Origin of the sequence: Rathayibacter sp. PhB152 (assembly GCF_003751395.1) — a bacterium.
GTDB classification, from domain to species: Bacteria; Actinomycetota; Actinomycetes; order Actinomycetales; family Microbacteriaceae; genus Rathayibacter; species Rathayibacter festucae.
This window is the reverse complement of sequence record NZ_RJUT01000014.1, coordinates 1-24,194: the sequence shown is the minus strand read 5'-3', so window position 1 is coordinate 24,194 and position 24,194 is coordinate 1. Positions and strand designations below refer to the sequence as shown.

Genomic DNA, 24,194 nt, shown 5'->3' with positions numbered 1-24,194 from the left:
AGGCCCTCAACCAGCTGAAATCCCTCGGCTACGACGTCCAACTCACACCACGAGCCGCGGCCTGAGGTCACCATGTTTTCCTAGGAGACCCACCCGGTCCGTCCGCTACGCCGTCAGGGAGACGGCGGTCCAGGAGACCGGGGGCAGCGTCAGCGCCAGCACGCCGTCGACCAGCGTGGCGTCGACGGGCTTGAGGCCGACGCGGTTCTGGTCGTCCTTGGTGTTCCTGGCGTAGACGTCCTCGTCGAAGAGGGCGACCGCCTCGGCGACGGTGGAGACGCCGAGGCCGTTCACGTCGACCGTGACCTCGAGGGCGTCGGTCGTCGAGCGGTTCACCAGGAACACGGCCGCGCGACCGTCATCCAGCGTGGCGACGGAGTCGACGAGCGGCGCGTCACCGTGGCGCGCGGTGGAGTAGGACCCGACCTCGATCCGCGGCCGCAGCACCGAGCCCGACGCGAGGCGAGCGGTGGTGGAGAACGGGAAGAACGTGGTCTGCCGCCAGGCCGCTCCGCCCGGCTCGGTCATGATCGGCGCGATCACGTTGACGAGCTGCGCGAGCGACGCCGAGGTGACCCGGTCGGAGTTCTTCAGCAGCGTGATCATGAGGTTGCCGAGCACGACCGCGTCGGCGACCGAGTAGACGTCCTCCAGCAGCCGCGGCGCGTACGGCCACTCCCGGGCACCGCTGGTGTCGGCGGCGGCGAGGGCGGCCTCCTCCTCCTGGTGCTCCTGGAGGTACCAGATGTTCCACTCGTCGAAGGACAGCTTGATGTCCTTCGACTTCTTCAGCTTGTGCTTCACGTGGTCGACGGTGGCCGCGACGGTCGCGATGAAGTACTCCATCTCGACGGAGGACGCCAGGAACGAGCCGAGGTCGCCGTCGTACTCCTGGTAGTAGGCGTGGCAGGAGACGTACTCGACGTCGTCGTAGGCGTGCTCGAGGACGACGCGCTCCCATTCGCCGAAGGTGGGCATCGAGGAGCCGGAGGAGCCGCAGATCACGAGCTCGAGCGAGGGGTCGGCGATCTTGAGGGCCTTGGCGGTGCGGGAGGCGAGCTTGCCGTAGTCGTCGGCGTTCATGTGGCCGACCTGCCAGGGGCCGTCCATCTCGTTGCCCAGGCACCACATGCGGATGTCGTGCGGCTCCGGCGACCCGTTCGCGATCCGCTGGTCCGCGAGGAACGTGCCGGCCTTCCCGTTCGCGTACTCGAGGACGTCCAGCGCCTCGAGGACGCCGCGGGTGCCGAGGTTGACGGCGTACATGATCTCGCTGCCGGTCAGCTTCGCCCACTTCGCGAAATCGTCCAGGCCGACCTCGTTGGTCTCGAGGGAGTGCCAGGCGAGGTCGCGGCGGCGCGGGCGGTCCTCGCGGGGCCCGACGCCGTCCTCCCAGCGATAGCCGGAGACGAAGTTGCCGCCGGGGTAGCGGACGGTGGTCGAGCCGAGCTCCTTGACCAGCTCGACGACGTCCAGGCGGAAGCCGTCCTCGTTCGCGGTCGGGTGCCCGGGCTCGTAGATCCCGTCGTACACGCAGCGGCCGAGGTGCTCGACGAAGGAGCCGAACAGCCGCGGGTTCACGGGAGCGACCACCGCGGCCGGGTCGAGGGAGATGCGCGCGGTCGCGGGCGGGGAGACGGCGCGGGAGGCGTCGGTCATGGCAGAGCCTTTCTGGATCGTGCTGAGGTGAGCGGTGATGCGGGAGTCCCGGCGGCGGTCGGCGTCACTTGACGGAGCCGATGGAGAGTCCGCCCTGCCAGTACTTCTGCAGGGTGAGGAACGAGACGATCAGCGGGATGACGGAGATCAGGGCGCCGACGATGACGAGGTTCCACAGCGACTGGCCGCCGGTGTTGACCGACGCCTGGGTCTGCCAGGTGCCGAGTCCGACGGTGACCGGGAAGAGCTGCGAATTCGAGAGCATCACGAGGGGGAGGAAGTAGTTGTTCCAGGTCCCGACGACGGAGAGCAGCAGCACCGTCACGAGTGCGGGGCGCAGCAGCGGCAGGGCGACGCGGAAGAAGACCGTGATCTCGCCGGCTCCGTCCATCCGGGCGGCGTCGAGCATCTCCTCCGGCACCGCGTCCTGCGTGTAGACGCGCATGAGGTAGACCGCGAACGGGTTGAGCATCGACGGCAGGATGACCGCCCAGACGGTGTTGGTGAGCTGGGCGGTGCTGAACATGACGAACAGCGGGATGACCAGGGCCGTCGCCGGCACCATCACCGACCCCAGGACCAGCGAGAAGAAGGCGTTGCGGCCCTTGAAGGCGTAGGCCGCGAAGCCGTAGCCGGCGAGCACCGACAGCACCGTCGCTCCGAGTCCGCCGGCGAAGGCGTAGAGGAACGAGTTGCCGAGCCACTTCCAGTAGAGGCCGTTCGAGTAGGTGAACAGCGAGCCGATGTTGGTGAAGAACTCGAAGGAGTCGCCGAACCAGAGGGGGCTGACGGTGCCCGAGAACAGGCCGACCTGGTCCTTGGTCGAGGCCACGACGAGCCACCAGAACGGCAGCGCGAAGTAGACGACGAAGGCGAGCAGGATCACGTGCGGGAGCAGCTGGCGGCCGCCGCGGCGGCTCCGCGCCCGGACGGCGTCGTCGCGTCGCTGGACGCGGTCGCGCTTGGGGGCGAGCGAGAGGGTGCTCATGAGAGTCCGTTCCTCTTCTTGGTGGCCATCAGGAACAGGTAGGACCCGAGGAACACCACGAGACCCAGCGCGAAGGAGATCGCGGAGGCGTAGTTGAACTGGTTGTAGGAGAAGGCGAGCGTGTACGCGTAGATGTTCGGCGTGTACGACGCGTCGATCGAGCCCGAGGCCAGCGAGCGCAGGATCTGCGGCTCGGTGAAGAACTGCAGGGTGCCGATGAGAGCGAAGACGAGGATCAGCACCATCGAGGAGGAGATCATCGGGATCTTGATCCGCAGCGCCGTCTGGATCGCGCTCGCGCCGTCCAGGCGTGCGGCCTCGTAGACCGCGGGGTCGATGCCCTGCAGGGCCGCGTAGATGATGATCATGTAGTAGCCGGCCCACTGCCAGGTGACGACGTTGACCAGGCTGCCGAAGATCGAGTCCTTGCCGAGCAGGTTCGGCGCGTCGAGACCGAGCCAGCCGAACACCTCCGTGGCGGGCCCGAAGGACGGGCTGTAGAGGAAGCCCCACATCAGGGCGCCGATCACCGCGGGCACCGCGTAGGGCACGAAGATCATCAGCCGGGCGAACCGCGAGAAGCGCGAGGTGAGCGCGTCCAGCATCAGTGCGGCGATCAGCGAGACCAGCATCTGGATCGGGATCAGGATGAGGGCGAAGCGCACCACCAGCCAGACGCCCTCGAGGAAGAGGGGGTCCGAGAAGGCCTTGGCGTAGTTCGCGAACCAGACCCACTGATTGCCGGTGGCGACGGTCTTGTTCTGCAGGCTCAGGATGAACGAGTAGATCAGCGGCGTGATCAGGAAGACCACGAGGAAGATCCCGAATGGGGCGACGAAGACCCAGCCCCAGCGGGCGCGCCGCGAGGCGACCACTCCGGTGCGGGGCTTCTTCGGACGGGTCTCGGCCGGAGCGGCGCTGGCGGCGGGGGCGGGGACGACGAGGTTGGACATGGTGCTCCTTCGAGGAGGGACGGGGCGGCCGCCGCCCTCGCGGACGGCGGCCGCCGATCGTCAACCGACCGTGTAGCCCTGGCCCGCGGCGTACTCGCTGACCGCGGTCTGATAGGTCGAGAGGGCGTCCGCGACGCTCGAGTCACCGCTGTTCACGGCGTTCACCGCCTCGGTGAGCTTGTCGTAGGCGAAGTTCTGGAACGGCGAGACCTGGAAGCCCTGGTACTCCGTGGCGGCGGAGAGGAAGACGTCCTTGTTGATCTGCTGACCGCCGAAGAAGTCGTACTCGAGGTTCGCGAAGTAGTCCGACTCGAGGATCGGCTTCCACAGCGGGAACAGAGCGCCCTTCTCGATGCCGATCTTCCAGGCCTCCTCGGTGCCGAAGATCTCCTTCGCCACCGTCGCGGCCGCTTCCTTGTCCTCGGCCTGGCTGGTCACCGCGAAAGCGGATCCGCCGATGTTGATCTGGGTCGGCTCGGCGCCCTCCCACTGCGGGACCGGTGCGGCACGCCACACGGCGTCGGTGTCGGCGCCCTCGAAGCCCTTCAGGTAGCCGGGCAGCCAGGCGGCGGCGACGACCGAGGCGTAGGTGCCGTCGACCAGGTGGGTGTTGTAGTCGGTGGTCGAGGCGTCCTCGGTGCCGACCAGGCCCTTCTGCACCAGGTCGCTCCAGTAGTCCATGACCTTCGCGCTGGCCTCGTCGTCGAGGTCCACCGTGACGTCCGTGCCGTCGACGGTGTAGGGCACCGAGCCGGCCTGCGCGAAGAGCGCCTGCTGGTAGGCGCGGCCGTTGCCGGGGAAGTCCGTCATGAGCGTGGTGGAGCCGGCGTCCTTGAGAGCCTGCGCCGCTGCGGCGTACTCCTCCCAGGTCGTCGGGACGGGGATGCCGTACTGGTCGAGGATGTCCTGGCGGTAGAGCATGCCGACCGGTCCGCCGTCGACGGGGATCGCGTAGGTGGCGTCGCCGCTGGAGACGTCGGCCCAGGCGCCCTCGGAGTAGTTGCTCTGCACGTCGCCCGCGCCGTACTCGGTGAGGTCGACGAGCGCGTCCTGCGGGATGTAGCTCTGCACGACCTCGCTCTCGAGCATGACGACGTCGGGTGCGCCCGAGCCGGCCTGCACGGCGGTGGTGAGCTTGGTGTACTCGTCGTTGCCGGCACCGGCGTTGCTCCAGCAGATCTGGACGTCGTCGTGGCTGTTGTTGAAGAGGTCGACGATCCCCTCGAACTCCGGGTACCAGGCCCACATCGTGACGACCTTGGCGTCCTCGTTCACGATCGTGTTCTCGCAGGTGGCGGCGTCGCTCCCTGCGGAGCAGCCGGTGAGGGCGGCCGCGGAGGCGGCGACGGCCACCCCCGCCGCGAGCATTCTCTTCGTGTGACGCATCATTGCGTGTCCTTTCGGATACGGCCGTCGTCGGCCGGGAAGGGGGGATCGTCCTGGAGCAGGTCGCTTGTACAACGATGGAAAACAACGTTGTAGAAATGATGATGCGGAGTTCGTCGGCGAGTGTCAAGAGCACGGCCGTCGTCCGCGACGCAACCGTGATCAACGGCGCTACGGCGCGGTCGACTCCCGCGACGTCACCGAGAAACCGGCCTCGTGCAGCGTCGGAGGCGCGAGGAGCGAGCCCTCGATCCGCCCCTTCAGCACCTCGACGGCGGTCTGCGCGATCTCGTCGCGACCCGGATCGATGCTCGACAGGCTCGGGACCGAGTACCGCGATTCGTCGACGTCGTCGAAGCCGATGACCGCGACGTCCCCGGGGATACTCAGCCCCTGCACCTGCAGCGCGCGGATGGCGCCGAGCCCGAGGGAGTCGTTCAGGGCGAAGACGGCGTCGAAGTCGACCCCGGACTCCAGGACCCTGCACATCGCCGCGTTGCCGTTGGCGCGGTGCCACGGTCCGGAGTAGCTGACGAGGCGCTCGTCGTAGGCGATGCCCGCCGTCTCCAGGGCCTCGCGGTACCCCCGCATCCGCAGTGCGGCCGAGCCGACGTCCTCGTTCTCGTGCGCCCCGAGGGCGACGATCCGCCGCCGGCCGGACTCGATCAGGTGGGTCGTCGCGGCGCGGGCGGCGGCGACGTTCTGCATGGTCACGTGGTCGACGCGCGAGGTGAAGATCCGCTCGCCCAGCAGGACCAGCGGGTAGTCGACCGCGAGCGCCGGCTCGTCGGCCATCGCCATCCCCAGGGGGCTGAAGAGCAGCCCGTCCGTGAGCTGGCGCCGCGAGCTGCGCAGGACGTCCCGCTCGCGCTGCGGGTCCCCTCCGGTCTGCTCGATCAGCACGGTCAGGCCCCGGTCGTCGGCCGCGCGCATGACGCTGTCGGCGAGCTCGGCGAAGTACGCCAGGCTGAGCTCGGGGAGCGCCAGTCCGATGACGTTCGTCCGCCCCCGCCGGAGACTCCGGGCGGAGAGGTTCGGGATGTACCCCAGCTCGGCGATCGCGGCCTCGACCCGCTCGCGGGTGGCCGGGCGCACGTGCGGGTAGTCGTTGATGACGTTGGAGACGGTCTTGATGGAGACTCCGGAGGCCCGCGCCACGTCGTGCAGAGTGATCGCCATCGATCTCCTTCAGTCGGGACCTGCTGAACATACAACGTTGTAGCCGACTCTAGCGCTCCCCTGAACGGGTGCGCCGGAGGGCGCCGCGCCGCCCACGGACGGAGGCGGTCCCGACGATCGGACGTGCGGCAACCGCCTCAGAGGAAGTCGTAGTCCAGCTCGCCCCAGAGCTGCCGGGGGTCGGCGTCCCAGACCCCGATCGGCTCCCGCGAGCGCTCGAGCGCGTCGAGGCGGTCGCGCAGGTCGAGCGCGGAGTCGGTGCCGGCCCCGGTCCGCTCGCCCCGCAGCAGGAGCGGGACCCCGACTCCGATCGTCAGGACCACCACCGCCGAGGCGTCGGAGGACGCCGCGTCCGCGAGAGTGACGGTGGCCATCCGGCCGCGATCGGCCAGCGCCACCGAGTAGCGCAGAACGGCGTCCGCGGCCTCGTCCTCGAGGACGATCGCGCCCCCGGCGTACGACAGAGTCTTCATCTCATGCTCCCCTGGTGCTCTCGGCGGATGGACGAGGTCCGACATCGGGGACCAGGATGCGGTCCGCTCACCGTACGCCACCCGGCCGCCGCCGCACAGGGTGGCGCCGGAGGAGCGACGCCGACCGCACGCCCGCGCCGATCCGCCCTAGCCCCGGACGGACGCGCATGTTAGCGTGAACACCACCCGCCGGCCCCTCTTCGGCGGCCTGATCCCCCTCACCCAGGAAAGGTCTCGACGATGAGACGACGCTCCCCGGAGCCCCCTGCCACCGCGCCCCGGCGCCGTGCCCGGTCCCTCTTCCTCTCCGCACTCGCGTGCACGAGCGTCGCCCTCGGAGGCGCCCTCGTCCCCGTGACGGCCCAGGCCGCCGACGTGCCGGCGCCGACCGCGCACTACGACATGTCGCACGCCGGCTCCGCACTCCTCGACATCTCCGGCAACGGCCGCAACGCGACGCTGACCGGGCTCACCGACGCCTCCTTCGCCGACGCCGGCGGCGACCAGGTCGCCCGCTTCAAGTCCGACGGCTACGCGAGCCTGCCCAAGGGACTGGTCACCGGCACCGACAACGCCTTCGCCGTCGAGTACACGGTGAAGACGCAGACCACCGCCAACCAGTTCGGCTGGGTGATCGGCGACGGCGTCGGCCCCTGGAACACCACCCAGCTCGGCAACCACGTCTTCGTGAACCCGCGGAACCCCGACGGCTCCCCGAGCGGCCAGGTCCTCGCCGGCATCCGCGTGAAGGACAGCGGCAACGGCGAGACCCGGATGCCCTTCGGCGGCACCCTCAACCCCGGCTTCACCACCCTCACCCTCGTCGGCACCGGCACCGGCTCGAGCACCGCGCTGACCCTCTACCGCGACGGCGTGCAGATCTCGACGGTCACCGCCGCGAAGTCGATGGCGAGCATCGTCCCCTCCGGGAGCACGCTCGGCTACCTCGGCCGCTCGCTCTACACCGGCGACCCGCTACTCACCGCGGACGTCACGGACGTGAAGTTCTGGGACACGGCGCTCACCGCCGACCAGGTCGCGTCGAGCATGCCGACCGCCGCCGCGAAGGCCGCCGCGACCTCGGCGCTGCTGCGCCCCGACATCCTGCCCGTGCTCCTGGCCGGCAACCCCTCGCTGACCGCCGTCTCGACTAACCTGACGCTCCCCGCGACCAGCAGCGGCGTCCCGCTCACCTGGACCTCCTCGAACCCCGCGGTCGTCTCCGGCACCGGAGTCGTCTCGCGCTCGATCGCGCAGGACACCCCGGTCACCCTCACCGCGACCACCGGCCAGGGCGCCGTGCTGACCTTCGACGTCGTCGTGCTCGCCCCGAGCATCAACGACGACCTCGACGCTCTGGTGCTCGCCACCCGCACCACCGAGAACCTGCCGCTCGCGGTCACGGGAGCCAAGAACGGCACCGCCATCACCTGGACCTCGTCCGACCCGGCGCTCGTCACCCCGACCAGCACCTCGTACACCGCCCCGGCGGTCGGCGCGGCCGACCCGTTCCGCGGCGGCGGCGTCGTCACCCGTCCGGCCTACGGCTCGGGCGACAAGCCCGTCACGCTGACCGCGACCGCGACGCTCAACGGCGTCACCGAGACCCGCTCCTTCACCCTGACGGTGGCCGAGCTCGGCCGCACCGCTCCCGACGCGGGCTACGCCTCGGCGTACTTCAAGTCGGACGGCGACGAGAAGATCTACCAGGCGGCGACGTCGGGCAACGACTTCTTCACCTTCTCGCCGGTCAACGGCGGCAAGGCGGTCATCACCTCGACGACCGACACCAAGGGCCTGCGCGACCCGTTCATCCTCCGCTCGCACAACGGCGACAAGTACTACATGGTCGCCACCGACCTCTGCATCTCCTGCGGCACCGGCTGGGGCGACGCGCAGTCCAAGGGCAGCCTCAAGATCGAGGTCTGGGAGTCGACCGATCTGGTGACGTGGACCCGCACCAACGGCGCCGACACCGGCATCACGGTCAACCAGCCGGCCGCCGGCATGACCTGGGCGCCGGAGGCGTACTGGGACGACGCCCTGCAGTCCTACGTGGTCTTCTTCTCCTCGCGCCTCTACTCCGACGCGACCAAGACCAACAGCGACAAGCTCTACTCCCGCGTCTTCTCGGTGATCACCCGCGACTTCCGCACCTTCACCCAGCCGCCCGCCACCTGGCAGGACACCGGCTACGCGCGGATCGACTCGACGATCACCAAGATCGGCGACTCCTACTACCGCTTCACCAAGAACGAGGAGGGCGGCGCCGCCGGCACCCTCGAGGCCGGGAAGGACATCTTCCTGGAGAAGTCGACGGTGCTCACCGCGCCGACGACCTCGTCGAACTGGAACGCCGACCCGACGAAGACCTGGCAGCTGACCGACACCAACATGACGAAGCTCGAGACCGGTCAGGACGGTGAGGGCCCCGAGATCATCAAGCTGAACGCCGGGGACCCCAACGACACCACCGCGAACGGCGACGGCTACGCCTTCCTCGTCGACAACTACGGCCAGGGCGGCTACAAGGCCTTCGTGACCTCGGGAGCCGCCATCGCCGGCAGCTCGCAGTCGGCCCGCCTCTCGAAGTCGGCCGACTGGAACGTCTCGACCAAGGGCGGCCTCCCGGCCAGCCCGCGGCACGGCGCGTTCGTCAGCGTCCCGCAGACGGTGCTCACCGCGATGAAGAACTGGACCGGCGTCACCGCCGTCGACTCCACCACGACCCTCACCGCCGACGGCCGCACGGTCACGGCGAAGGTCGCGGCGGCCGACAAGGGCGACGTCGCCGGCACCGTCACCTTCACCGGCGGCACCTGGAGCTCGACCGTTGCGCTCTCGGGCGGCTCGGCGAGCGCCGTCGTCCCGGCCGGAGTGAGCGGCGTCACCGCCTCCTACAACGGCTACGCCGACGCGCTGGTGCGCACCTCGGCCTCGGCCGCGCTGCCGCTCGACACCCTCGAGCTCGCGCCCGCCGTCTCGACCCGCTGCATCGCCGGCAAGGTCGTGCTCACCGTGACCGTCAAGAACACCGACACCGCAGCGGCCGACATCACCGTCGACTCCGCCTACGGCACGAAGGCGTTCTCCTCGGTCGCCCCGGGCTCCTCCGCCTCGGCCGCGTTCACCACGCGCCTGAAGTCGACCCCCGCCGGCTCGGTCACCGTCACCGGCACCTCCCCCGGCCAGCCGGCCTTCGCCGCCACCCTCCCCTACCAGGCGGCCACCTGCTGACCCCCTGACCCCGCGGCCCCCCTCCGCTCCGCGAGATGCCACTTGTGCACACGACACGCCGTGAAAGTCGAGCACAAGTGGCATCTCGCGGTGGCCGTCAGGGCAGGTCGAGGCGGAAGCCTACGCCGCGGAGGGTGGTGATCGTCACCGCCGCGCCGAGCTTGCGGCGGAGCGCGAAGACGTGGACGTCGAGGGTGCGGGTGGAGCCGAACCAGTTGCAGTCCCAGACCTCGTCGATCAGGGCCTCGCGCGTGAGCACCGCCCCCGGGCGCCGGGCCAGGGCCAGCAGCAGGTCGAACTCCTTGGGCGTCAGAGGGAGCTCCGCGCCGTCGAGGTGCACGCGACGGGACGCGGGATCGACGACGACCCGGCCGAGGGACAGGGGCGGCGGCGGGAGGGTGACCGCCGACCGCGCCCCGGCCGCGCCGACCCTCCGGCTCACCGCCCGGATCCGCGCGATCAGCCCTCGGACGCCGAACGGCTTGATCACGCAGTCGTCCGCGCCCACCTCGAGCGCGGCGACGGTGTCGGCCTCGTCGCTCCGCGCGGTGATCACGATGATCGGGACGTCGGACCTGCGGCGCAGCGTCCGGCAGACGTCGAGCCCGTCCATGTCCGGCAGTCCGAGGTCGAGGAGCACGAGGTCCGGAGGACCGGAGTCGAGCGCCTCCCTGCCCGTCCGCGCCCGGACGACGGCGTAGCCGTACTGCTCGAGCACCGCGGTCACGCAGTCGGCGATCACGGGATCGTCCTCCACCAGCAAGATGAGCACGACTCACTGTGCCACGCCGGGCGGGCGAGCCGCTCCGCTGTCACGGCGTGACGGGCTCCTTCGACGAGTGGTGCTCGATGATCTTCCACTCCCCGTCGATCTCCTCGTAGACGAAGGTGAACCGGGCGTGCACGAGCTCCCCGGTCTCCGCGAGCGCGAAGGTGTAGAGGCCGGTGTTCGAGGCGTAGCCGTCGCCGAGATCACGGACGACGCTCTCGTCGATCGTCCCCGTCGGCCGCTTCTTCAGGAAGGCGTCGAAGTAGCCGATGCGCTCGGCCGAGGTGTCGAGGACCCCGGGTGCGACGGTCGGCAGCAGCACCGCGTCGTCCGCGTACAGCGCGTCCACCTGCGCGGGGTCGCCGGTGGTGAGCGCCGCGTTCCACTCGTCGAACAGCCCCCGCACCTCGGCATCGGTGGGCGCGGCGACCGCGGCAGTGGCGGTCGCCGTGGACGCGGCCGGCGCGGGAGCGGCGCTGCACCCGGCGAGCACCAGGAGCAGCGCGGCCGGCGGCGCGAGCACAGCGGCGAGACGGCGGGACGGACGGGCACGAGGAGACGACATGGGATTCCCTTGACGACGAGAGGAGCGGCGGTCCGGCGACGCCGGCACTCCACACTCCGCTCCACGCCGTCAGCGCTCCGTCACCCCTGCATCATGCGCGCGTCACGATCCCCCCCCCTCGCCGTTCGGCAGCGTCGGCCCGAGGAGGACGAGGCATGTCGCGCCTCCGCTGCCGCAGGACGCGCAACGACACAGAAGCGGAATCCAGCCCCACTACGGTGTGGCAACCCGATCGATCGCGCGAGACGCTGCCGCCGGCCCTCACCGGGCCCGGTCCGCCCGGAGCATCCCGCCCCTCCCACCCAGGAGCAGCCATGCCTCGACGCCTCACCCGCCCGACCGCCGTCCTCGCGGCTCTTCTCGCCGTCTGCACCGCCCTTCCCGCGCACGCCGCGACGCCCGGCCCCTCCCCCCTCGACGATCCGCTCGTCGGGGTCAGGATGGAGGAGCTGCGCGTCCTGCCCGCGGACCCGAAGGTCGGACGTCCCGCCGCCGTGTACACGATCGTCGACGACCGGGACATCGCGTTCCCGGTGGCGGCGACGCCGCAGCCGGGTGCCGAGGGGTCGGCGTACGACCTGCGGACGGCGACGCCGCTCGCCGCGGTCACCGACGTCGCCAGGGGCCGGACCGCAGTCGTGCGCTGCTCGCAGGTGGACGCCGTCCCGGACTCGATCGCGACCGTGTTCGCGAGCCTCTGCCGGGCGGCGAGTGCCGCCGAGATGACCTGGAGGGACGGCCGCTCACTCGGAGTGCCGATCTGGTACGCCCGCGACCTCGACGGGGGCCTGGTCTGCATCACGGGGACGGGAACGGAGTGCCTCACGAGCGAGCCCGGCGTCGATCCGGCGTCGGGTGCCGATCGCTGGCGGGTGTCCGCCGCTCGGTGCAGCTCCGCGGCGGCGGGCTCCCCCCTGCTGCAGGCCTGTGGTCGGCTCCAAGCCGCTCTCGACGACTCCGGGCACTGGATCGCGCAGCGAGCGTACGACCGTCAGCACGCGCGGATGGATCGGCTCTTCTCCCTGGGGCTGAACGACGCGAAGCTCGGAGCGGAGGCGGCGCTCCGCGAGAGGATCGCCGCCTTCGAGCCGCGGATCCACCGCGCGATCGCCGAGCGGAGAAGCGCGTGCCAACCGTTCTGGCTGGCCCTCAGTCTCGGCTTGAGCATGGTCTTCTGCACAGCCGCCGGTCACGATGTGGAGACGCTCGAGGCGGAGCGGAACGCCGTCCGGAACGAGTACGGCGCCCGGGTCGCCGAGGCGCAGGCGGCCCTCCGGGCCCGGATGGCGGAGGACTGGCACGAGCTGCACCGCACCTGGGCGGGCGAGGACCCCACCGGCTATGCGGCCCTGCTCCGGGTCGAGAGCAAGGAGCTGTCCGAGTTGAAAGCTTCGGAGGAGGAGTACCGGCGCGCCGCCGACCGTGACGAGGAGACGTTCCGCGAACTGCAGCGGCAGTGGCTCCACGAGCACAGCGCGATCGGGGAGGCGGAGCAGATCCCGCTGATCGGGCCGCTGATCCGGCACATCGAGGAGTACGAGCAGAACCCGAGCGGGACCAACCTCCGCCGCGTGTTCCTCGGAGCACTCGGACCGGCGGGCGAGGCCATCGAGGGCGGGCTGGAGCTCTCCGCCGAGACCGCGCTCAAGACCGGCGAGCAGCGGTTCCTCTCGGACGCGCTGCACGAGATCGGAGGGAAGGACGACTTCGGGACCACGCTCGAGAGCCTCGTCACCGACTTCTCGAAGGACCTCGGCGACGAGGCGGTGGAGGGGGTCCGCGAGAGCGGCCTCTGGAGTGACGCGCCCGGGTCCGACGCTCCGCCCGAGTCGCACTACCAGGACTTCGGGCAGCTCCTCGCCCGGGCTTCGCGGATGATCCCGGAGGCGACTCACAAGTGGCTCCTCGCGAACGGGCCGCTCCGCGACGAGCTGGGGCTCGACGGCACGAAGACCTACCCCGTGGTCGGCGCCACCAGTGCCGATCTGCGCCAGGCCGCCGCGCAGGTCGCCTTCGAGCGCGGGGTGGAGACGGTGTTCACCCATGCGTTCGGCCCGGACTACGAGGAGGTCGCGCGGCAGAACCCCGCGTGGGCGAGCGCGGAGAGCCGGTCGATCACGGCGGAGCTGCTGAAGGTCCTGACGGATTCCGCGTACCTCGAGCAGATCAGTCCGCTCTGGGTCGCCTCCGACACCCTGGGCGACCGGCCCGCCGCCTTCGTCTACGACGACGATCAGAGCGCGATCCTGCTCAACGAGGACCTCGTGAGAATCACCGACGGCTCCGCGAACCCGGACTTCGCCAAGTTCTACCTCGAGGAGCTCGGTCACTCGCTCAACTGGTGGCGTTGCGCCATCTTCGACGTCGAGGTGAAGCGCTGCAAGGGACAGGGCGATGTCGGCGCCCGCTTCCGCGACGCCGTCATGCTGAGCACTCCGCCGTCCGACCCCGGATTCAGCGCCGCGATCGCGAGCCTCCCGGCCCACGACCAGGACAGCTCCGCGACGGTCCTCTTCACCGGCGGCTCGACCGCGCATCTGGAGGGCTGGAGCTCCTACAGCCTCCTCAACTCGCACATCTCCGGGAAGGGCCGCTTCAGCTTCCTCCTGCGGGCCGGGATCGAGCTCTCCTCCGAGTACCCCGGGGTGAGCGACGAGTTCGACCTGGAGATGTCCGTCGGCGCTCCGTCGATGACGAGGAGCGGCAATCCGTGGGTCACCTCTCCGAACGGGCCATGCGAGGTCCGGCAGCTCGCTCTCAAGGAGGACTGCAACGTCCCCACGATGTCGATCGCGTTCTCCTTCCGCGACTCGATCAACTACTCGGTCCTGGGGGCGCCGAAGGTGAAGGACACGGCGCTCGCGAAGGCGGGGGTCAACCTGTCTCCGGCGCTCGTCCGGAAGCACGGCGTCCGGCTCTACTTCCAGCCGAAGGCCGGAGAGCCCGACGCGTGGCGCTTCCTGCCCGGCCACACGATCTACTTCAAGGAGTTCAGCCTGGCCGGTGACGGCAAGGTCGACGGCACGAAGATGCTCGACACGTTCGCCGGCAAGCGGATGCCGGCCCCGCACCGGCTCGACGTCGCCGGGAAGGCGACCGTCGAGGGCAGCTACATCGTGGAGATCGCCACCCGGGAGAAGTCAGCGCTGGACGCCTGGCTCGCCCTCGACGTCTCGAGTGCGCTGCTCGGCTGCGCCGGCGGCTTCGTCTTCGCGATCGTCGCGGAACAGGACCCGATCACGGGCTGCCACGTCGGCTCCGATCTCCTCGAGGGGATCGAGACCGCGGCGGAGGCGGCGGACGGGCGGCTCACCAGCTTCCTGACCTCCAACGCCTCCGTCGCCGTGCCCCTCTCCGTGGAGTACAAGGCCACGCGAGCGGCGGGACGCGCCACCGACCTCCCGGCCGATGTACCGCCGCAGTCCGCAGTGGAGATGTGGGAGGTGGGACCGCCCCCGGCCGCCGCCGCGCACTCCGCCGAGCAGGTCTCCTCCCTGCGGACGAAGGCGAGCACTGCGCTGAAGAAGATGAAGTCGGTGTCCTTCACCGGCCTGGCCGTGTTCCGCCCCCGCATCAGCTGGACGCTCGGGACGCGCACCCTGCACCTCGGCACCCACTCGCTCCCCACCGCGAACCTCATCGAGTAGCCCGGGCCCCCTCCACCGCCGCGAGATGCCACTTGTGCACGCGACACGCCGTGAGAAGCGTGCACAAGTGGCATCTCGCGGAGGGGGTCAGCTCGTCGGGGTCAGCAGGTCGGCGTGGTGCACGGCCGCCACGTTCGGGTGCGCGCGCAGGCGGTAGCGCAGCGCGTTCTCGCCGTAGGTCTCGAGGATCGGGCTGTTGGTCGGGTCGACCGAGAGGCCGGACTTCAGCTCCTCGGGCAGCGGCAGCGAGGGCATCGTCGAGTCGAGCGAGGGGTTGAAGAAGAACGGGATCGAGATCCGGTCGGTGCCGATCAGCGGCGAGATCACGCGGTGCAGCGTCGCCTTGAGGTAGCCGCCGGTGGCCAGCTCGAGCATCTCGCCGATGTTGACGACGAACGCCCCGGGCAGCGCCGGCGCCTCGATCCAGGAGCCGTCGTGCTCGACCTGCAGGCCGCCCTTGCCGGGCTCGACCAGCAGCAGGGTCAGCACTCCGCCGTCGCGGTGCGCGCCGACGCCCTGCTTGGGCTCCGGGTCGGAGGTGCCCGGGTAGCGGACGACCTTGACCAGCGAGAACGGCTTCTCGGCGAACGCCTCGTCGAAGACGTCGGCCGGAGCGTCGAGGGCCACGGCCCAGGTGCGCAGCAGACGGATGGCGACAGCGGCGAGCTCCTCGTGCCAGCGCTCGAAGACGGCGCGGAACTCGGGCAGCGACTCCGGCCAGAGGTTCGGTCCCTCGAGGCGCTGGTAGTCCGGGACGTCGGCGCCGGCCGGCACGGTCTCGCGGTCGATGCCGATGTCGACCTGCTCGCGGTAGTCGACGTCGCCGTTGGTCAGCTCGGCACCGAAGCGGGTGTAGCCGCGGAACTGCGGACTGGCCGTGTTCTCGATCGCGAGCTTCTCCTCCTCGGAGAGCTCGAAGAAGCGGCGGGAGACGGCGACCACGTCGTCGAGGAGGTCCTGCGGCACGCCGTGGCCGACGAGGTAGAAGAAGCCCACGTCGTGCGTGGTCTCGCGGAGATCGCGGCGGAACGCGGCGGCTTCCTCCTCTCCCTGGTCGAGGCGGGAGAGGTCGAGGATCGGCAGGGAATCGGTCATGGAGAAAGCCTTGCGCAGTTCGCCTTCTCCGCACCGATTGTTACGACAACTAAATGCGAAGACCCAGCCTGGTCCGGGGACCGAGGTCTCCGGACGCCGGCTGGGCCCGCGGATGCCGCCGAGTGTTACGGCGTGGGCATGCCGCCGTTGACGTGAAGCGTCTCGCCGATGACGTAGCTCGACTCGGGCGAGGCGAGGAACACGTAGGCCGGAGCGAGCTCCGAGGGCTGGCCCCAACGGCCGAGCGGCGTCTGCGAGCCGACCTCGGGCAGCTTCTCCGGCGGCTGGCCGCCGGCGGTCTGCAGCGGGGTCCAGATCGGACCGGGCGCGACGACGTTCACGCGGATGCCCTTGGGTGCGAGCTGCTGCGAGAGCGCCTTCGAGAACGTGTTGATCGTGGCCTTGGTGGAGGCGTAGTCGACCAGCGTCGGCGACGGCTGGTAGGCCTGGATCGACGAGGTGCTGATGATCGCGGAGCCCGGGGCGAGGTGCGGCACGGCCGCCTTCGTCATCCAGAACATCGCGTAGACGTTGGTCTTGAAGGTCTCGTCGAACTGCTCGTCGGAGATGTCGAGGAAGTCCTCGACCGACTGCTGCTTGCCCGCGTTGTTGACGAGGATGTCGAGGCCGCCGAGGCCCTCGACGGCCTTCGCGACGGCGCCGACGGCGAAGTCGTGGTCGGTGATGTCGCCGGGGATGGCGACGGCGACGCGGCCGGCCTCCTCGATGAGGGCGACGACCTTCTTCGCGTCGGACTCCTCCTCGGGCAGGTAGACGATCGCGACGTCGGCGCCCTCACGGGCGTAGGCGATGGCGACGGCCGCGCCGATGCCCGAGTCGCCACCGGTGATGAGTGCCTTGCGGCCCTCGAGGCGGCCGGAACCGCGGTAGGTCGACTCGCCGCGGTCGGCGAGGTCGTCCATCTTCGAGTCGAGGCCGGAGCCCTCCTGATACTGCTCCTCGGTGTCGATGTCGGCGAACATCTTCGTGGGGTCCTGGAACGTGTACTGGTCGGTCGTGTTCTCGGAAGTCATGTCCTCGACGCTAGGCGCGACCGTCGCGCCCGCGCGCGTGGTTGACAGCGCGCAGTCCGCGCGGCAGAGCGGATGCCCAGCCTGCTTCCAGGTTCGACGTCCGCAGACGCGCGGAGAGGCTGACCACGGCCCCCGCTTCCGGGAGAATGGCCCCGTGACCCGCGACGACTCCCCGGCCTTCGGCCCCACCGCCCCGCTGCCCGGCTGGCAGCACGCTTACTCCGGCAAGGTGCGCGACCTCTACACCCCCGACGACTCCGACCCGGTGCTCGGCGCCGACCGGATGCTCGTCGTCGCGAGCGACCGGGTCAGCGCCTTCGACACGATCCTCGAGCCCGGCATCCCCGGCAAGGGCGAGCTGCTGACGGAGCTGTCGCTGTGGTGGTTCGGCCAGCTGGCCGACGTGCCCAACCACCTCGTCCCGGGGGAGATCCCCGAGGCCGTGCGCGGCCGCGCCATGCTCGTGAAGACGCTCGACATGTTCCCGATCGAGTGCGTCATGCGCGGCTACCTCTCCGGCAGCGGCCTCAAGGAGTACCGCGCGACCGGCGCCGTGTCCGGCGTCGCGCTCCCCGAGGGCCTCGACGACGGCGACGTGCTGCCCGAGCCGATCTACACCCCCGCCTGGAAGGCGCCCCAGGGCGAGCACGACGAGAACATCTCGTTCGAGCGCACCGTCGAGCTCGTCGGCGAGGACGCGGCGGAGGCGCTGCGCACCCTCTCGCTGCACGTCTACCGGGAGGCGGCCGCGATCGCGCTGCGCAGCGGCGTCATCCTGGCCGACACCAAGTTCGAGTTCGGCGTCGACCGCGAGACGGGCGTCGTCACCCTCGGCGACGAGGTGCTGACGAGCGACTCCTCGCGCTACTGGGACGCGGTCGACTACGACGCGGGCGTGCGCGGGCAGTCCTTCGACAAGCAGATCGTCCGGGACTGGCTCGCCGACAACTGGGACGGCCAGGGCGAGCCGCCCCGGCTCCCGCATGAGATCGTCGTCCGGACCGCCGGTCGCTACCGCGAGCTGATCGAGCGCCTCACCCGCTGAGCGCGCCGCCCCGCGGGAGCAGGGCCGCGGGCTGCAGGGCCGCGGGCTGCAGGGCCGCGGGCTCAGACCGCGGGCTGCGGTCCGCGCTCGAAGATCCCGGAGAGCCCCTCGAGGATCGCGGCGAAGCGCACCGACTCGGCGTCGGCGACCGAGTCGGTGAGGGTGCGGACCTCGCCGTAGACCCGCTCGTCGGTCTCGCCGAGCGCCGTCTCGGCCCGGCCGGTCAGGCAGAGGATCCGGCCGCGGCCGTCGGAGGGATCGAGCACGCGGTCCACGTAGCCGGCGCGGGAGAGCCGGTCGACGAGGATCGAGACGGCCGCCGTCGTCAGACCGATCGCCCCGGCCAGATCGACCGCGCGGATGATCTCGTTCCGCCCGGCCCCGGCGCCGATCAGACGCAGGGCGGCCAGGTCGGTCGCGCCGATGCCGAGCCGGCGCTCGACGCGCGCGTCGTAGCTCCGCTCCTCGGTCCGCAGCCGGGCCAGCAGTGCGAACAGATCCGGTCGATCGTCCATGGGTCGCCCTCCTGACGGCAGGCGCCCCGATCGGGAACTCGCTCCGACCATGCAACCACTTCTCGGCAGCCCGCGGGCGCCCTCCGGGAAACGCAGCACGTGCTGTCCCGGAAACGCACTGCTCGCCGGGCATTTAGCTAACCGATTTAGTCAATAAAGTACGCTGTTCTGTGGTGCGCCCCCTTCGGTGGACCGGAAACGGCGGAGGAGAATCGACGATGGGACGCCTGCTGTACGGGGCACCGCCGAGTGCGCACCGGTTCGAGGACCGCACCCTCGCGCACCTGCAGAGCGTGATCACCGCGCGGTTCCGCCGCGGCGAGGGCTTCCTGCTCACCACTGAGGACGACGACGGGCGACTGTCCGAGCTCTGGCTGCACCCCTCCATCGCCACGCGCTACGAGTACGACGCCGAGGGGCAGCACGACCTCAATCCGCACTGGCTGCGCGCGCTGACCGCGGCCTCGCACGGCCGGATCGGACTGCACGTCGTCGCGGAGCCCGAGAGCGCTCCCGATCCCCGGGCCAGGAGGATCCTCGCGTGAGCGACCACAACGGCACGCTCTTCCGGCGCGGCGGCACCGTCCGCTTCGTCCGCTGGGTGTCCTCGCGCGACGGGGGCTGGGCTCCGGAGATCATCCAGGGGCGCTACCTCGAGCGCGACGACGCCGGCTGGCTCGTCGACATCGACGGCACACCCACCCTGCTGACGAAGGACGACTGGGCGGTCTACCGCTGACTCCGCCGACGGCACCCGCCGCCGCGTAGTGTGGCGAGAGTGCCTCCCGTCGCCCGCCGCGGCATCACCTCGGCCCCGTTCCTCCTGACCACCGCCGGCACGACCGCGCTCGTCTTCCTCTGCGCGTTCGAGTCGCTCGCGGTGACGACGATCATGCCGATCATCAGCGCCGACCTCGACGGCCGGGCGCTCTACTCGCTCGCCTTCGCGGCCACCCTCGCCGCGGCCGTCGTCGGCATGGTCACGGCGGGCTCGTCGGCGGACCGCCGGGGACCGACCCCGGCGCTGATCACGGCGATCCTGCTCTTCACGCTCGGCCTGATCGCGGCCGGGACGGCCACGTCGATGCCGGTCTTCGTCGGCGCGCGCCTGCTGCAGGGCCTCGGCAGCGGAGGGATCACCGTCACGCTCTACGTGCTCGTCGCCCGGGTCTTCCCCGCCGAGCTGCATCCGCGGATCTTCGGCGCCTTCGCCGCGGCCTGGGTCGTGCCCTCGCTGGTGGGGCCGCTCGCGGCCGGCCTCGTCGCCGAGCTGACCAGCTGGCACTGGGTGTTCCTCGGCGTCGTGGTGCTGGTGGCCGTCGCGAGCGCGGTCATCGCGCCGACGCTGCGCGCGCTCGAGCCGCAGGAGCTGCGGCCCTTCGACCGGAGCGCGATCGGCCGGGTGGTCCGCGCCGTCGTCGTGGCCGCCGCCGTCGTCGTGCTGAGCACGAGCGCCGAGATCGCACCGGAGGCGGCGGGAGTGGTCGCCGCCGTCGCGATCGCGGTGGTGATCCTCGCGGTCCGCGCCCTCCTGCCGGTCGGCACGCTGCGGGCGCGCGGCGTCCTCCCGTCGACGATGCTGCTGCGGGCCCTCGTCGCGGCCGCCTTCTTCGGCACCGAGGTCTACCTCCCGCTGCTGCTCAGCGAGCGGTACGGACTCCCGCCGTGGCTGTCCGGGGTCGCGCTGACCGCCGGCGCCGTCTCCTGGGCGCTGGGCTCGCAGCTGCAGGGCCGGCCGGGCACCCGCCTCTCGCACGGCGGCGCGATGCGCCTCGGCACGGGTCTGCTGCTCGCCGGCATCCTCGTGGTGCTGCTGACCGTCGTGCTCGCGCTGTCCCCGATCGTCGCGGGAGCCGGCTGGTTCCTCGCGGGCGGCGGGATGGGCGCGATGTTCCCGCGGATGGGCACGCTGACTCTCGGCCTCTCGGCGCCGGGGCGCGAGGGCTTCAACAGCTCGGCGCTGCAGATCGCCGACTCGACGGGCGGGTCGGTCTCCCTCGCGCTCACCGGGCTGCTCGCCGCCGCGGTCACCGGTCTGCTCGGGAGCGGCGCCGCCGTCTTCACGGCCACCTTCGCCTACGGCGCGCTGATCGCCGTCGCGGCGGTGGCGCTGGCGCTCCGGCTGAGCGGGCTCCTCCGGCTCGAGGGCCGGGAGGAGCCCGCCGCACGGGATCGGGCGTGAGCCCGATACGGGTGCGGGGTCAGCTGTAGAGCGACTCCGGCACGTCGAGTCCGTAGATCGCGCGGCCCGAGCTCCAGATCACCGAGCACGCCGCGCGCAGCAGGTCGGTCTCGTCGGAGCCGGCGTCGACGATCAGGACGGAGTCGCCGTCGAGCCGGACCTTCGCCGAGCGGACCGAGTGCGTGCCGTTCCGGGCGACGACGGTCGCCGGGTACGGTGCGTCCAGCTCGCGCAGGTCGGCCAGGATGTAGGTCGGCCGCAGCTTCGGCTCGGCGGCCAGCAGCTGCTTCGCCCGGTCGATGCCGGTCAGCACGAGCACGCTCTCCATGCCGGAGGTGTTCGCCCCGGCGATGTCGGTGTCGAGCCGGTCGCCGATGAACAGCGGATTCGTCGAGCCGAACCGCGCGGTCGCCGCGTCGAAGATCGCGCGCTCCGGCTTTCCCGCGACGACGGGGAGGCGCCCGACCGCGGTGTGCACGGCGGAGACGAGCGTGCCGTTGCCCGGCGCGATGCCGCGGGCGACGGGGATCGTCCAGTCGGTGTTGGTGGCCACCCACGGGATGCCCGTGTGCAGCGCGAACGACGCCTCGGCGAGCTCCGCCCAGCCGACCGACTGCGCGAAGCCCTGGATGACGGCGGCCGGTGAGTCCTCCGCGCTGCGGGTGACGATGAAGCCGGCCCGCTCGACCTCGGTGGTGAGGCCCTCCCCGCCGACGACCAGGACGGTCGAGCCGGCCGGGATCAGATCGGCGAGCAGCACGACGGCCGCCTGCGGCGAGGTGACCACGTCCTCCGGGCGCACGGCGAGGCCGAGGTCGGAGAGGTGGCCGGCCACCGAGACGTCCGTGCGCGAGGCGTTGTTGGTGATGTAGCCGACGCGGACGGTCTCCGCCGCGCGATTCAGGCTCTCGACGGCGAACGGGATCGCGTCGGCGCCCTTGTAGACGACCCCGTCGAGGTCGGCGAGGACGCAGTCGCGCCCGTCCAGCGGGCTGGGCTCAGGCTTCGGGCTTCGGAACATCGGCGCCGTCCTCCTCGGTGTCGGTGGGGGTGATGGTGTCGGTGTCGTCTGCGGACTCCGCGTCGGTGGACGCCGCGGTGGTCTCGTCCGCGGGCTCCTCGTCGCCGGTCTCCTCGGCGGCATCCTCCACCGACAGCGCCTCGGGCGTCGAATCGGCGAGGGCCTCCTCGAAGTCCGCGTCGGACAGGCCGGCGTCGTCGAGCGCGGCCTGGTGCTCGATGGCGTCCACGGCCGTGGTCTCGGCCGACGCGTCGGAGTCGGCGGGCTCGTCGTCCTCCACCGATGCGCCGGCGTCGGCGGGCTCGACAGGCTCGTCGATCTCGAGGGGCTGGTCGATCTCGGGAGCGTCCTGCTCGGCGAGCTCGGCCGAGTCGGGGTAGAGGCTGTCGTCCTCGTCCTCGTCGTCGATCTCGAGCGAGTCGTCCAGGTCGGTCGCGGCGTCGGCTTCGGGGGCCGCGTCGGCGGCGACCAGGCCCGAGAGCTCGGCGCGGGTGGCGGGCACGTACTCGCCCTCCTCCTCGATGACCTCGATGGTCTCGTCGTCGCCGCCGCCCTCGGCCGCGAAGACGGCGCGCGCGGCGATGTCCGCGCGGCGCTGCCACTCGGCGGCCTCCTCGGCGCGGCCGACCTCCTCGAGGACGAGCGCGTACGCGGCGAAGAGGTCGGGGCTGTAGGAGAAGGCGCGATCGGGATCGAGCTGCGGGATCTCGAGCTCCATCAGAGCGAGCTCGCCCTGACCGAGGTCGAGGCGCGCACCGGACATCGCGATCGCGAGCGACACCTGAGCACCCGGGCTCAGCGTGCTGCGATCCACGGAGCGGCCGAGCTCGAGCGCCTTGTCGGGCCGCCCCACTCCGCGCTCGCTGTCGACCATCAGGGGGACCTGCTCGTCCGAGCCGGAGATCCGGCGGTAGGTGCGCAGCTCGCGCAGCGCGAGCGCGAAGTCACCGGTCGCGTAGGCCGAGATGGCCAGCGACTCGCGGACGACCGCGATCCGGCCGGCCCGGCGCGCGGCCGACAGCACGTGCCGGTGAGCGAGGTCGGGGTCCTCCTCGAGGAGGCGGCCGGCCATCACCAGGTGGCGCGCGACCCACTCCGCATTGTCCTTCGACAGCGTGCGCAGCTCGTTGCGGGCGACCTTGTCGAGATCCTTCGCCTGGACGTCGTCCGGCAGATCGGGGTCGTCGTGCCGAGGGCGCACCGACTGGAGGGAGCGACGCTCGCGCTCCTCCTCGGTGAGCTCCGGCTCCTCGCGAGGAGCGCCACGGCCGGCGTACCCGCCGCCGAACCCACCACGGCCGCCCGCGCGATCACCACCGCCACGACGGTCGTCGAAGCGCCCGCCGCGGGAGTCGCCGTCCCGACGCGGACGAGAGTCTCCGTCACGAGAGGGACGGGAGTCGCCCTCACGGCGAGGGCGGGAATCGCCATCACGAGACGGACGGAAGTCGCCCTCACGGCGAGGACGGGAATCCCCATCACGAGAAGGACGGAAGTCGCCCTCACGACGCGGACGGGAATCCCCATCACGAGAAGGACGCGAATCGCCGTCACGACGCGGACGGGAATCACCATCGCGAGAAGGACGCGAATCGCCGTCACGGCGAGGACGGGAGTCACCATCACGAGAAGGACGTGCATCGCCGTACCGGGGACGGGAGTCAGCATCTCGCGAGGGACGGGAGTCACCATCGCGGCGGGGGCGGGAGTCCCCATCACGGGAAGGACGGAAGTCGCCCTCACGACGCGGACGGGAATCACCCTCACGAGAAGGACGCGCATCGCCGTCACGACGAGGGCGCGAGTCGGAGTCACGGGACGGACGGAAGTCGCCCTCACGACGCGGACGGGAATCTCCGTCGCGAGAAGGACGGGCGTCGCCGGCCCGAGGCGGACGGGCGTCGCCGTCGCGGCGCGGACGGGACTCGCCACCGGAGTACGGACGCGAGTCGCCGTCACGGCGGGGACGAGAGTCTCCGCCACGGTCCGAACGTCCGGCTCCGTCTCGGCGCGGAGCGTCCGAGCGCGATCCGGAGTCGTTCGAGCGGTACGGACGGGAGTCTCCACCGCGAGCGGGCCGATCGCCGTCTCGAGCTCCGCCTCGCGGGGAGGAGGAGCGGTCGCCGCCGGCGGCGCGGGGCGGGCGCTCGTCGCGCCGGTCCTGTCCGCGGTCGTTGCGGTCGGGTGCTGCGTCGTCCATGCGTTCCTCGCCTGTCGTGGTGGAGCTCTGTGGAGTTGACCCGCCCTCAGGACGGGGATCGGCGGCCCGTGAGCCGCCAGCCACCACCCTAACCCGCACCACGGCGGATGCCACGGGGGTCGAGGTGCTGGATCTTCCGGTTCTCCCTGCGGAACCTCTGGTTAAACAGCGATGGCCACCCATTTCTGGGTGGCCATCGTGAATTGGTGTCCGGCGGTGTCCTACTCTCCCACAGGGTCCCCCCTG

The 24,194-nt window shown here is 71.0% G+C and carries 20 protein-coding genes; 7 read left to right on the top strand and 13 right to left on the bottom strand.

Annotated elements, in window-relative coordinates:
* Positions 1-105: 105 nt before the first annotated feature.
* The 6 genes from EDF36_RS20755 to EDF36_RS20730 form a co-directional block, all read right to left on the bottom strand.
* Positions 106-1,659: an alpha-N-arabinofuranosidase gene (locus EDF36_RS20755; protein ID WP_123734467.1), complete on the bottom strand. Its 1,554-nt coding sequence runs from the start codon at positions 1,657-1,659 to the stop codon at positions 106-108.
* A gap of 64 nt (positions 1,660-1,723) precedes the next feature.
* Positions 1,724-2,647 (bottom strand): carbohydrate ABC transporter permease, encoded by a 924-nt coding sequence (locus EDF36_RS20750; RefSeq protein WP_123444558.1) that lies wholly within the window; start codon positions 2,645-2,647, stop codon positions 1,724-1,726.
* Positions 2,644-3,600 carry a carbohydrate ABC transporter permease gene (locus tag EDF36_RS20745; protein WP_123706628.1) on the bottom strand — a complete coding sequence of 319 codons (957 nt, stop codon included), beginning with the start codon at positions 3,598-3,600 and terminating at the stop codon, positions 2,644-2,646. Before EDF36_RS20745 ends, EDF36_RS20750 begins: the two co-directional genes overlap by 4 nt.
* 60 nt (positions 3,601-3,660) lie before the next feature.
* The gene (locus tag EDF36_RS20740; RefSeq protein ID WP_221181706.1) at positions 3,661-4,986 is read right to left on the bottom strand and encodes an ABC transporter substrate-binding protein; all 1,326 of its coding nucleotides are present in this window, start codon (positions 4,984-4,986) and stop codon (positions 3,661-3,663) included.
* 171 nt (positions 4,987-5,157) lie between these two features.
* The gene (locus EDF36_RS20735) at positions 5,158-6,165 is read right to left on the bottom strand and encodes a LacI family DNA-binding transcriptional regulator (RefSeq protein WP_123734466.1); all 1,008 of its coding nucleotides are present in this window, start codon (positions 6,163-6,165) and stop codon (positions 5,158-5,160) included.
* A 137-nt stretch (positions 6,166-6,302) separates the two neighbouring features.
* Entirely contained in the window at positions 6,303-6,638 is a 336-nt protein-coding gene (locus EDF36_RS20730) for a hypothetical protein (RefSeq protein ID WP_123706631.1), read from the bottom strand.
* 240 nt (positions 6,639-6,878) lie between these two features.
* Between EDF36_RS20730 and EDF36_RS20725 the strand changes: the two genes are divergently transcribed.
* Positions 6,879-9,875 (top strand): immunoglobulin-like domain-containing protein, encoded by a 2,997-nt coding sequence (locus EDF36_RS20725; RefSeq protein ID WP_123734465.1) that lies wholly within the window; start codon positions 6,879-6,881, stop codon positions 9,873-9,875.
* Positions 9,876-9,972: 97 nt separating this feature from the next.
* Here the strand turns inward: EDF36_RS20725 and EDF36_RS20720 are convergent, their stop codons facing one another.
* Positions 9,973-10,647, bottom strand: coding sequence for a response regulator transcription factor (locus tag EDF36_RS20720; RefSeq protein WP_123734464.1), 675 nt, complete (start codon positions 10,645-10,647; stop codon positions 9,973-9,975).
* Between the two features lie 40 nt (positions 10,648-10,687).
* Positions 10,688-11,209: an SgcJ/EcaC family oxidoreductase gene (locus EDF36_RS20715; RefSeq protein ID WP_123706633.1), complete on the bottom strand. Its 522-nt coding sequence runs from the start codon at positions 11,207-11,209 to the stop codon at positions 10,688-10,690.
* A gap of 314 nt (positions 11,210-11,523) precedes the next feature.
* Here EDF36_RS20715 and EDF36_RS20710 point away from each other — a divergent pair, with 314 nt between their 5' ends.
* Positions 11,524-14,856: a hypothetical protein gene (locus EDF36_RS20710; protein ID WP_123734463.1), complete on the top strand. Its 3,333-nt coding sequence runs from the start codon at positions 11,524-11,526 to the stop codon at positions 14,854-14,856.
* Between the two features lie 87 nt (positions 14,857-14,943).
* Here the strand turns inward: EDF36_RS20710 and EDF36_RS20705 are convergent, their stop codons facing one another.
* Positions 14,944-15,951, bottom strand: a complete 1,008-nt coding sequence (locus EDF36_RS20705) for an isopenicillin N synthase family oxygenase (protein ID WP_123706620.1) — start codon at positions 15,949-15,951, stop codon at positions 14,944-14,946.
* Positions 15,952-16,076: 125 nt separating this feature from the next.
* Positions 16,077-16,985: a glucose 1-dehydrogenase gene (locus tag EDF36_RS20700; protein ID WP_123444568.1), complete on the bottom strand. Its 909-nt coding sequence runs from the start codon at positions 16,983-16,985 to the stop codon at positions 16,077-16,079.
* Between the two features lie 154 nt (positions 16,986-17,139).
* Between EDF36_RS20700 and EDF36_RS20695 the strand changes: the two genes are divergently transcribed.
* Positions 17,140-18,030 carry a phosphoribosylaminoimidazolesuccinocarboxamide synthase gene (locus EDF36_RS20695; RefSeq protein WP_260300836.1) on the top strand — a complete coding sequence of 297 codons (891 nt, stop codon included), beginning with the start codon at positions 17,140-17,142 and terminating at the stop codon, positions 18,028-18,030.
* Positions 18,031-18,092: 62 nt separating this feature from the next.
* Here EDF36_RS20695 and EDF36_RS20690 read toward each other — a convergent pair whose 3' ends face one another.
* Entirely contained in the window at positions 18,093-18,545 is a 453-nt protein-coding gene (locus tag EDF36_RS20690; RefSeq protein WP_185020586.1) for a MarR family winged helix-turn-helix transcriptional regulator, read from the bottom strand.
* A 218-nt stretch (positions 18,546-18,763) separates the two neighbouring features.
* On the opposite strand from EDF36_RS20690, the gene EDF36_RS20685 reads away from it, so the two are divergent.
* From EDF36_RS20685 to EDF36_RS20675, 3 genes are read left to right on the top strand one after another with little or no spacing between them, the layout of a single operon-like run.
* Positions 18,764-19,090, top strand: coding sequence for an ATP-dependent DNA ligase (locus EDF36_RS20685; protein ID WP_123706624.1), 327 nt, complete (start codon positions 18,764-18,766; stop codon positions 19,088-19,090).
* A complete protein-coding gene (locus EDF36_RS20680) occupies positions 19,087-19,284 on the top strand; it encodes a hypothetical protein (protein ID WP_123706625.1) in 198 nt (65 codons plus the stop codon). Before EDF36_RS20685 ends, EDF36_RS20680 begins: the two co-directional genes overlap by 4 nt.
* Positions 19,285-19,323: 39 nt before the next feature.
* Positions 19,324-20,727, top strand: a complete 1,404-nt coding sequence (locus tag EDF36_RS20675; RefSeq protein ID WP_260300835.1) for an MFS transporter — start codon at positions 19,324-19,326, stop codon at positions 20,725-20,727.
* A gap of 19 nt (positions 20,728-20,746) precedes the next feature.
* On the opposite strand, the gene EDF36_RS20670 is transcribed toward EDF36_RS20675, so the two are convergent.
* Together EDF36_RS20670 and EDF36_RS21930 are read right to left on the bottom strand one after the other, a co-directional pair.
* Positions 20,747-21,748, bottom strand: coding sequence for an HAD-IIA family hydrolase (locus EDF36_RS20670; RefSeq protein ID WP_123734460.1), 1,002 nt, complete (start codon positions 21,746-21,748; stop codon positions 20,747-20,749).
* Positions 21,726-22,949 carry a hypothetical protein gene (locus EDF36_RS21930; protein ID WP_185020585.1) on the bottom strand — a complete coding sequence of 408 codons (1,224 nt, stop codon included), beginning with the start codon at positions 22,947-22,949 and terminating at the stop codon, positions 21,726-21,728. Before EDF36_RS21930 ends, EDF36_RS20670 begins: the two co-directional genes overlap by 23 nt.
* Here EDF36_RS21930 and EDF36_RS21030 point away from each other — a divergent pair.
* Positions 22,935-23,987 carry a hypothetical protein gene (locus EDF36_RS21030; RefSeq protein ID WP_148060113.1) on the top strand — a complete coding sequence of 351 codons (1,053 nt, stop codon included), beginning with the start codon at positions 22,935-22,937 and terminating at the stop codon, positions 23,985-23,987. The genes EDF36_RS21930 and EDF36_RS21030 overlap by 15 nt on opposite strands.
* The last annotated feature ends 207 nt before the right edge of the window (positions 23,988-24,194 follow it).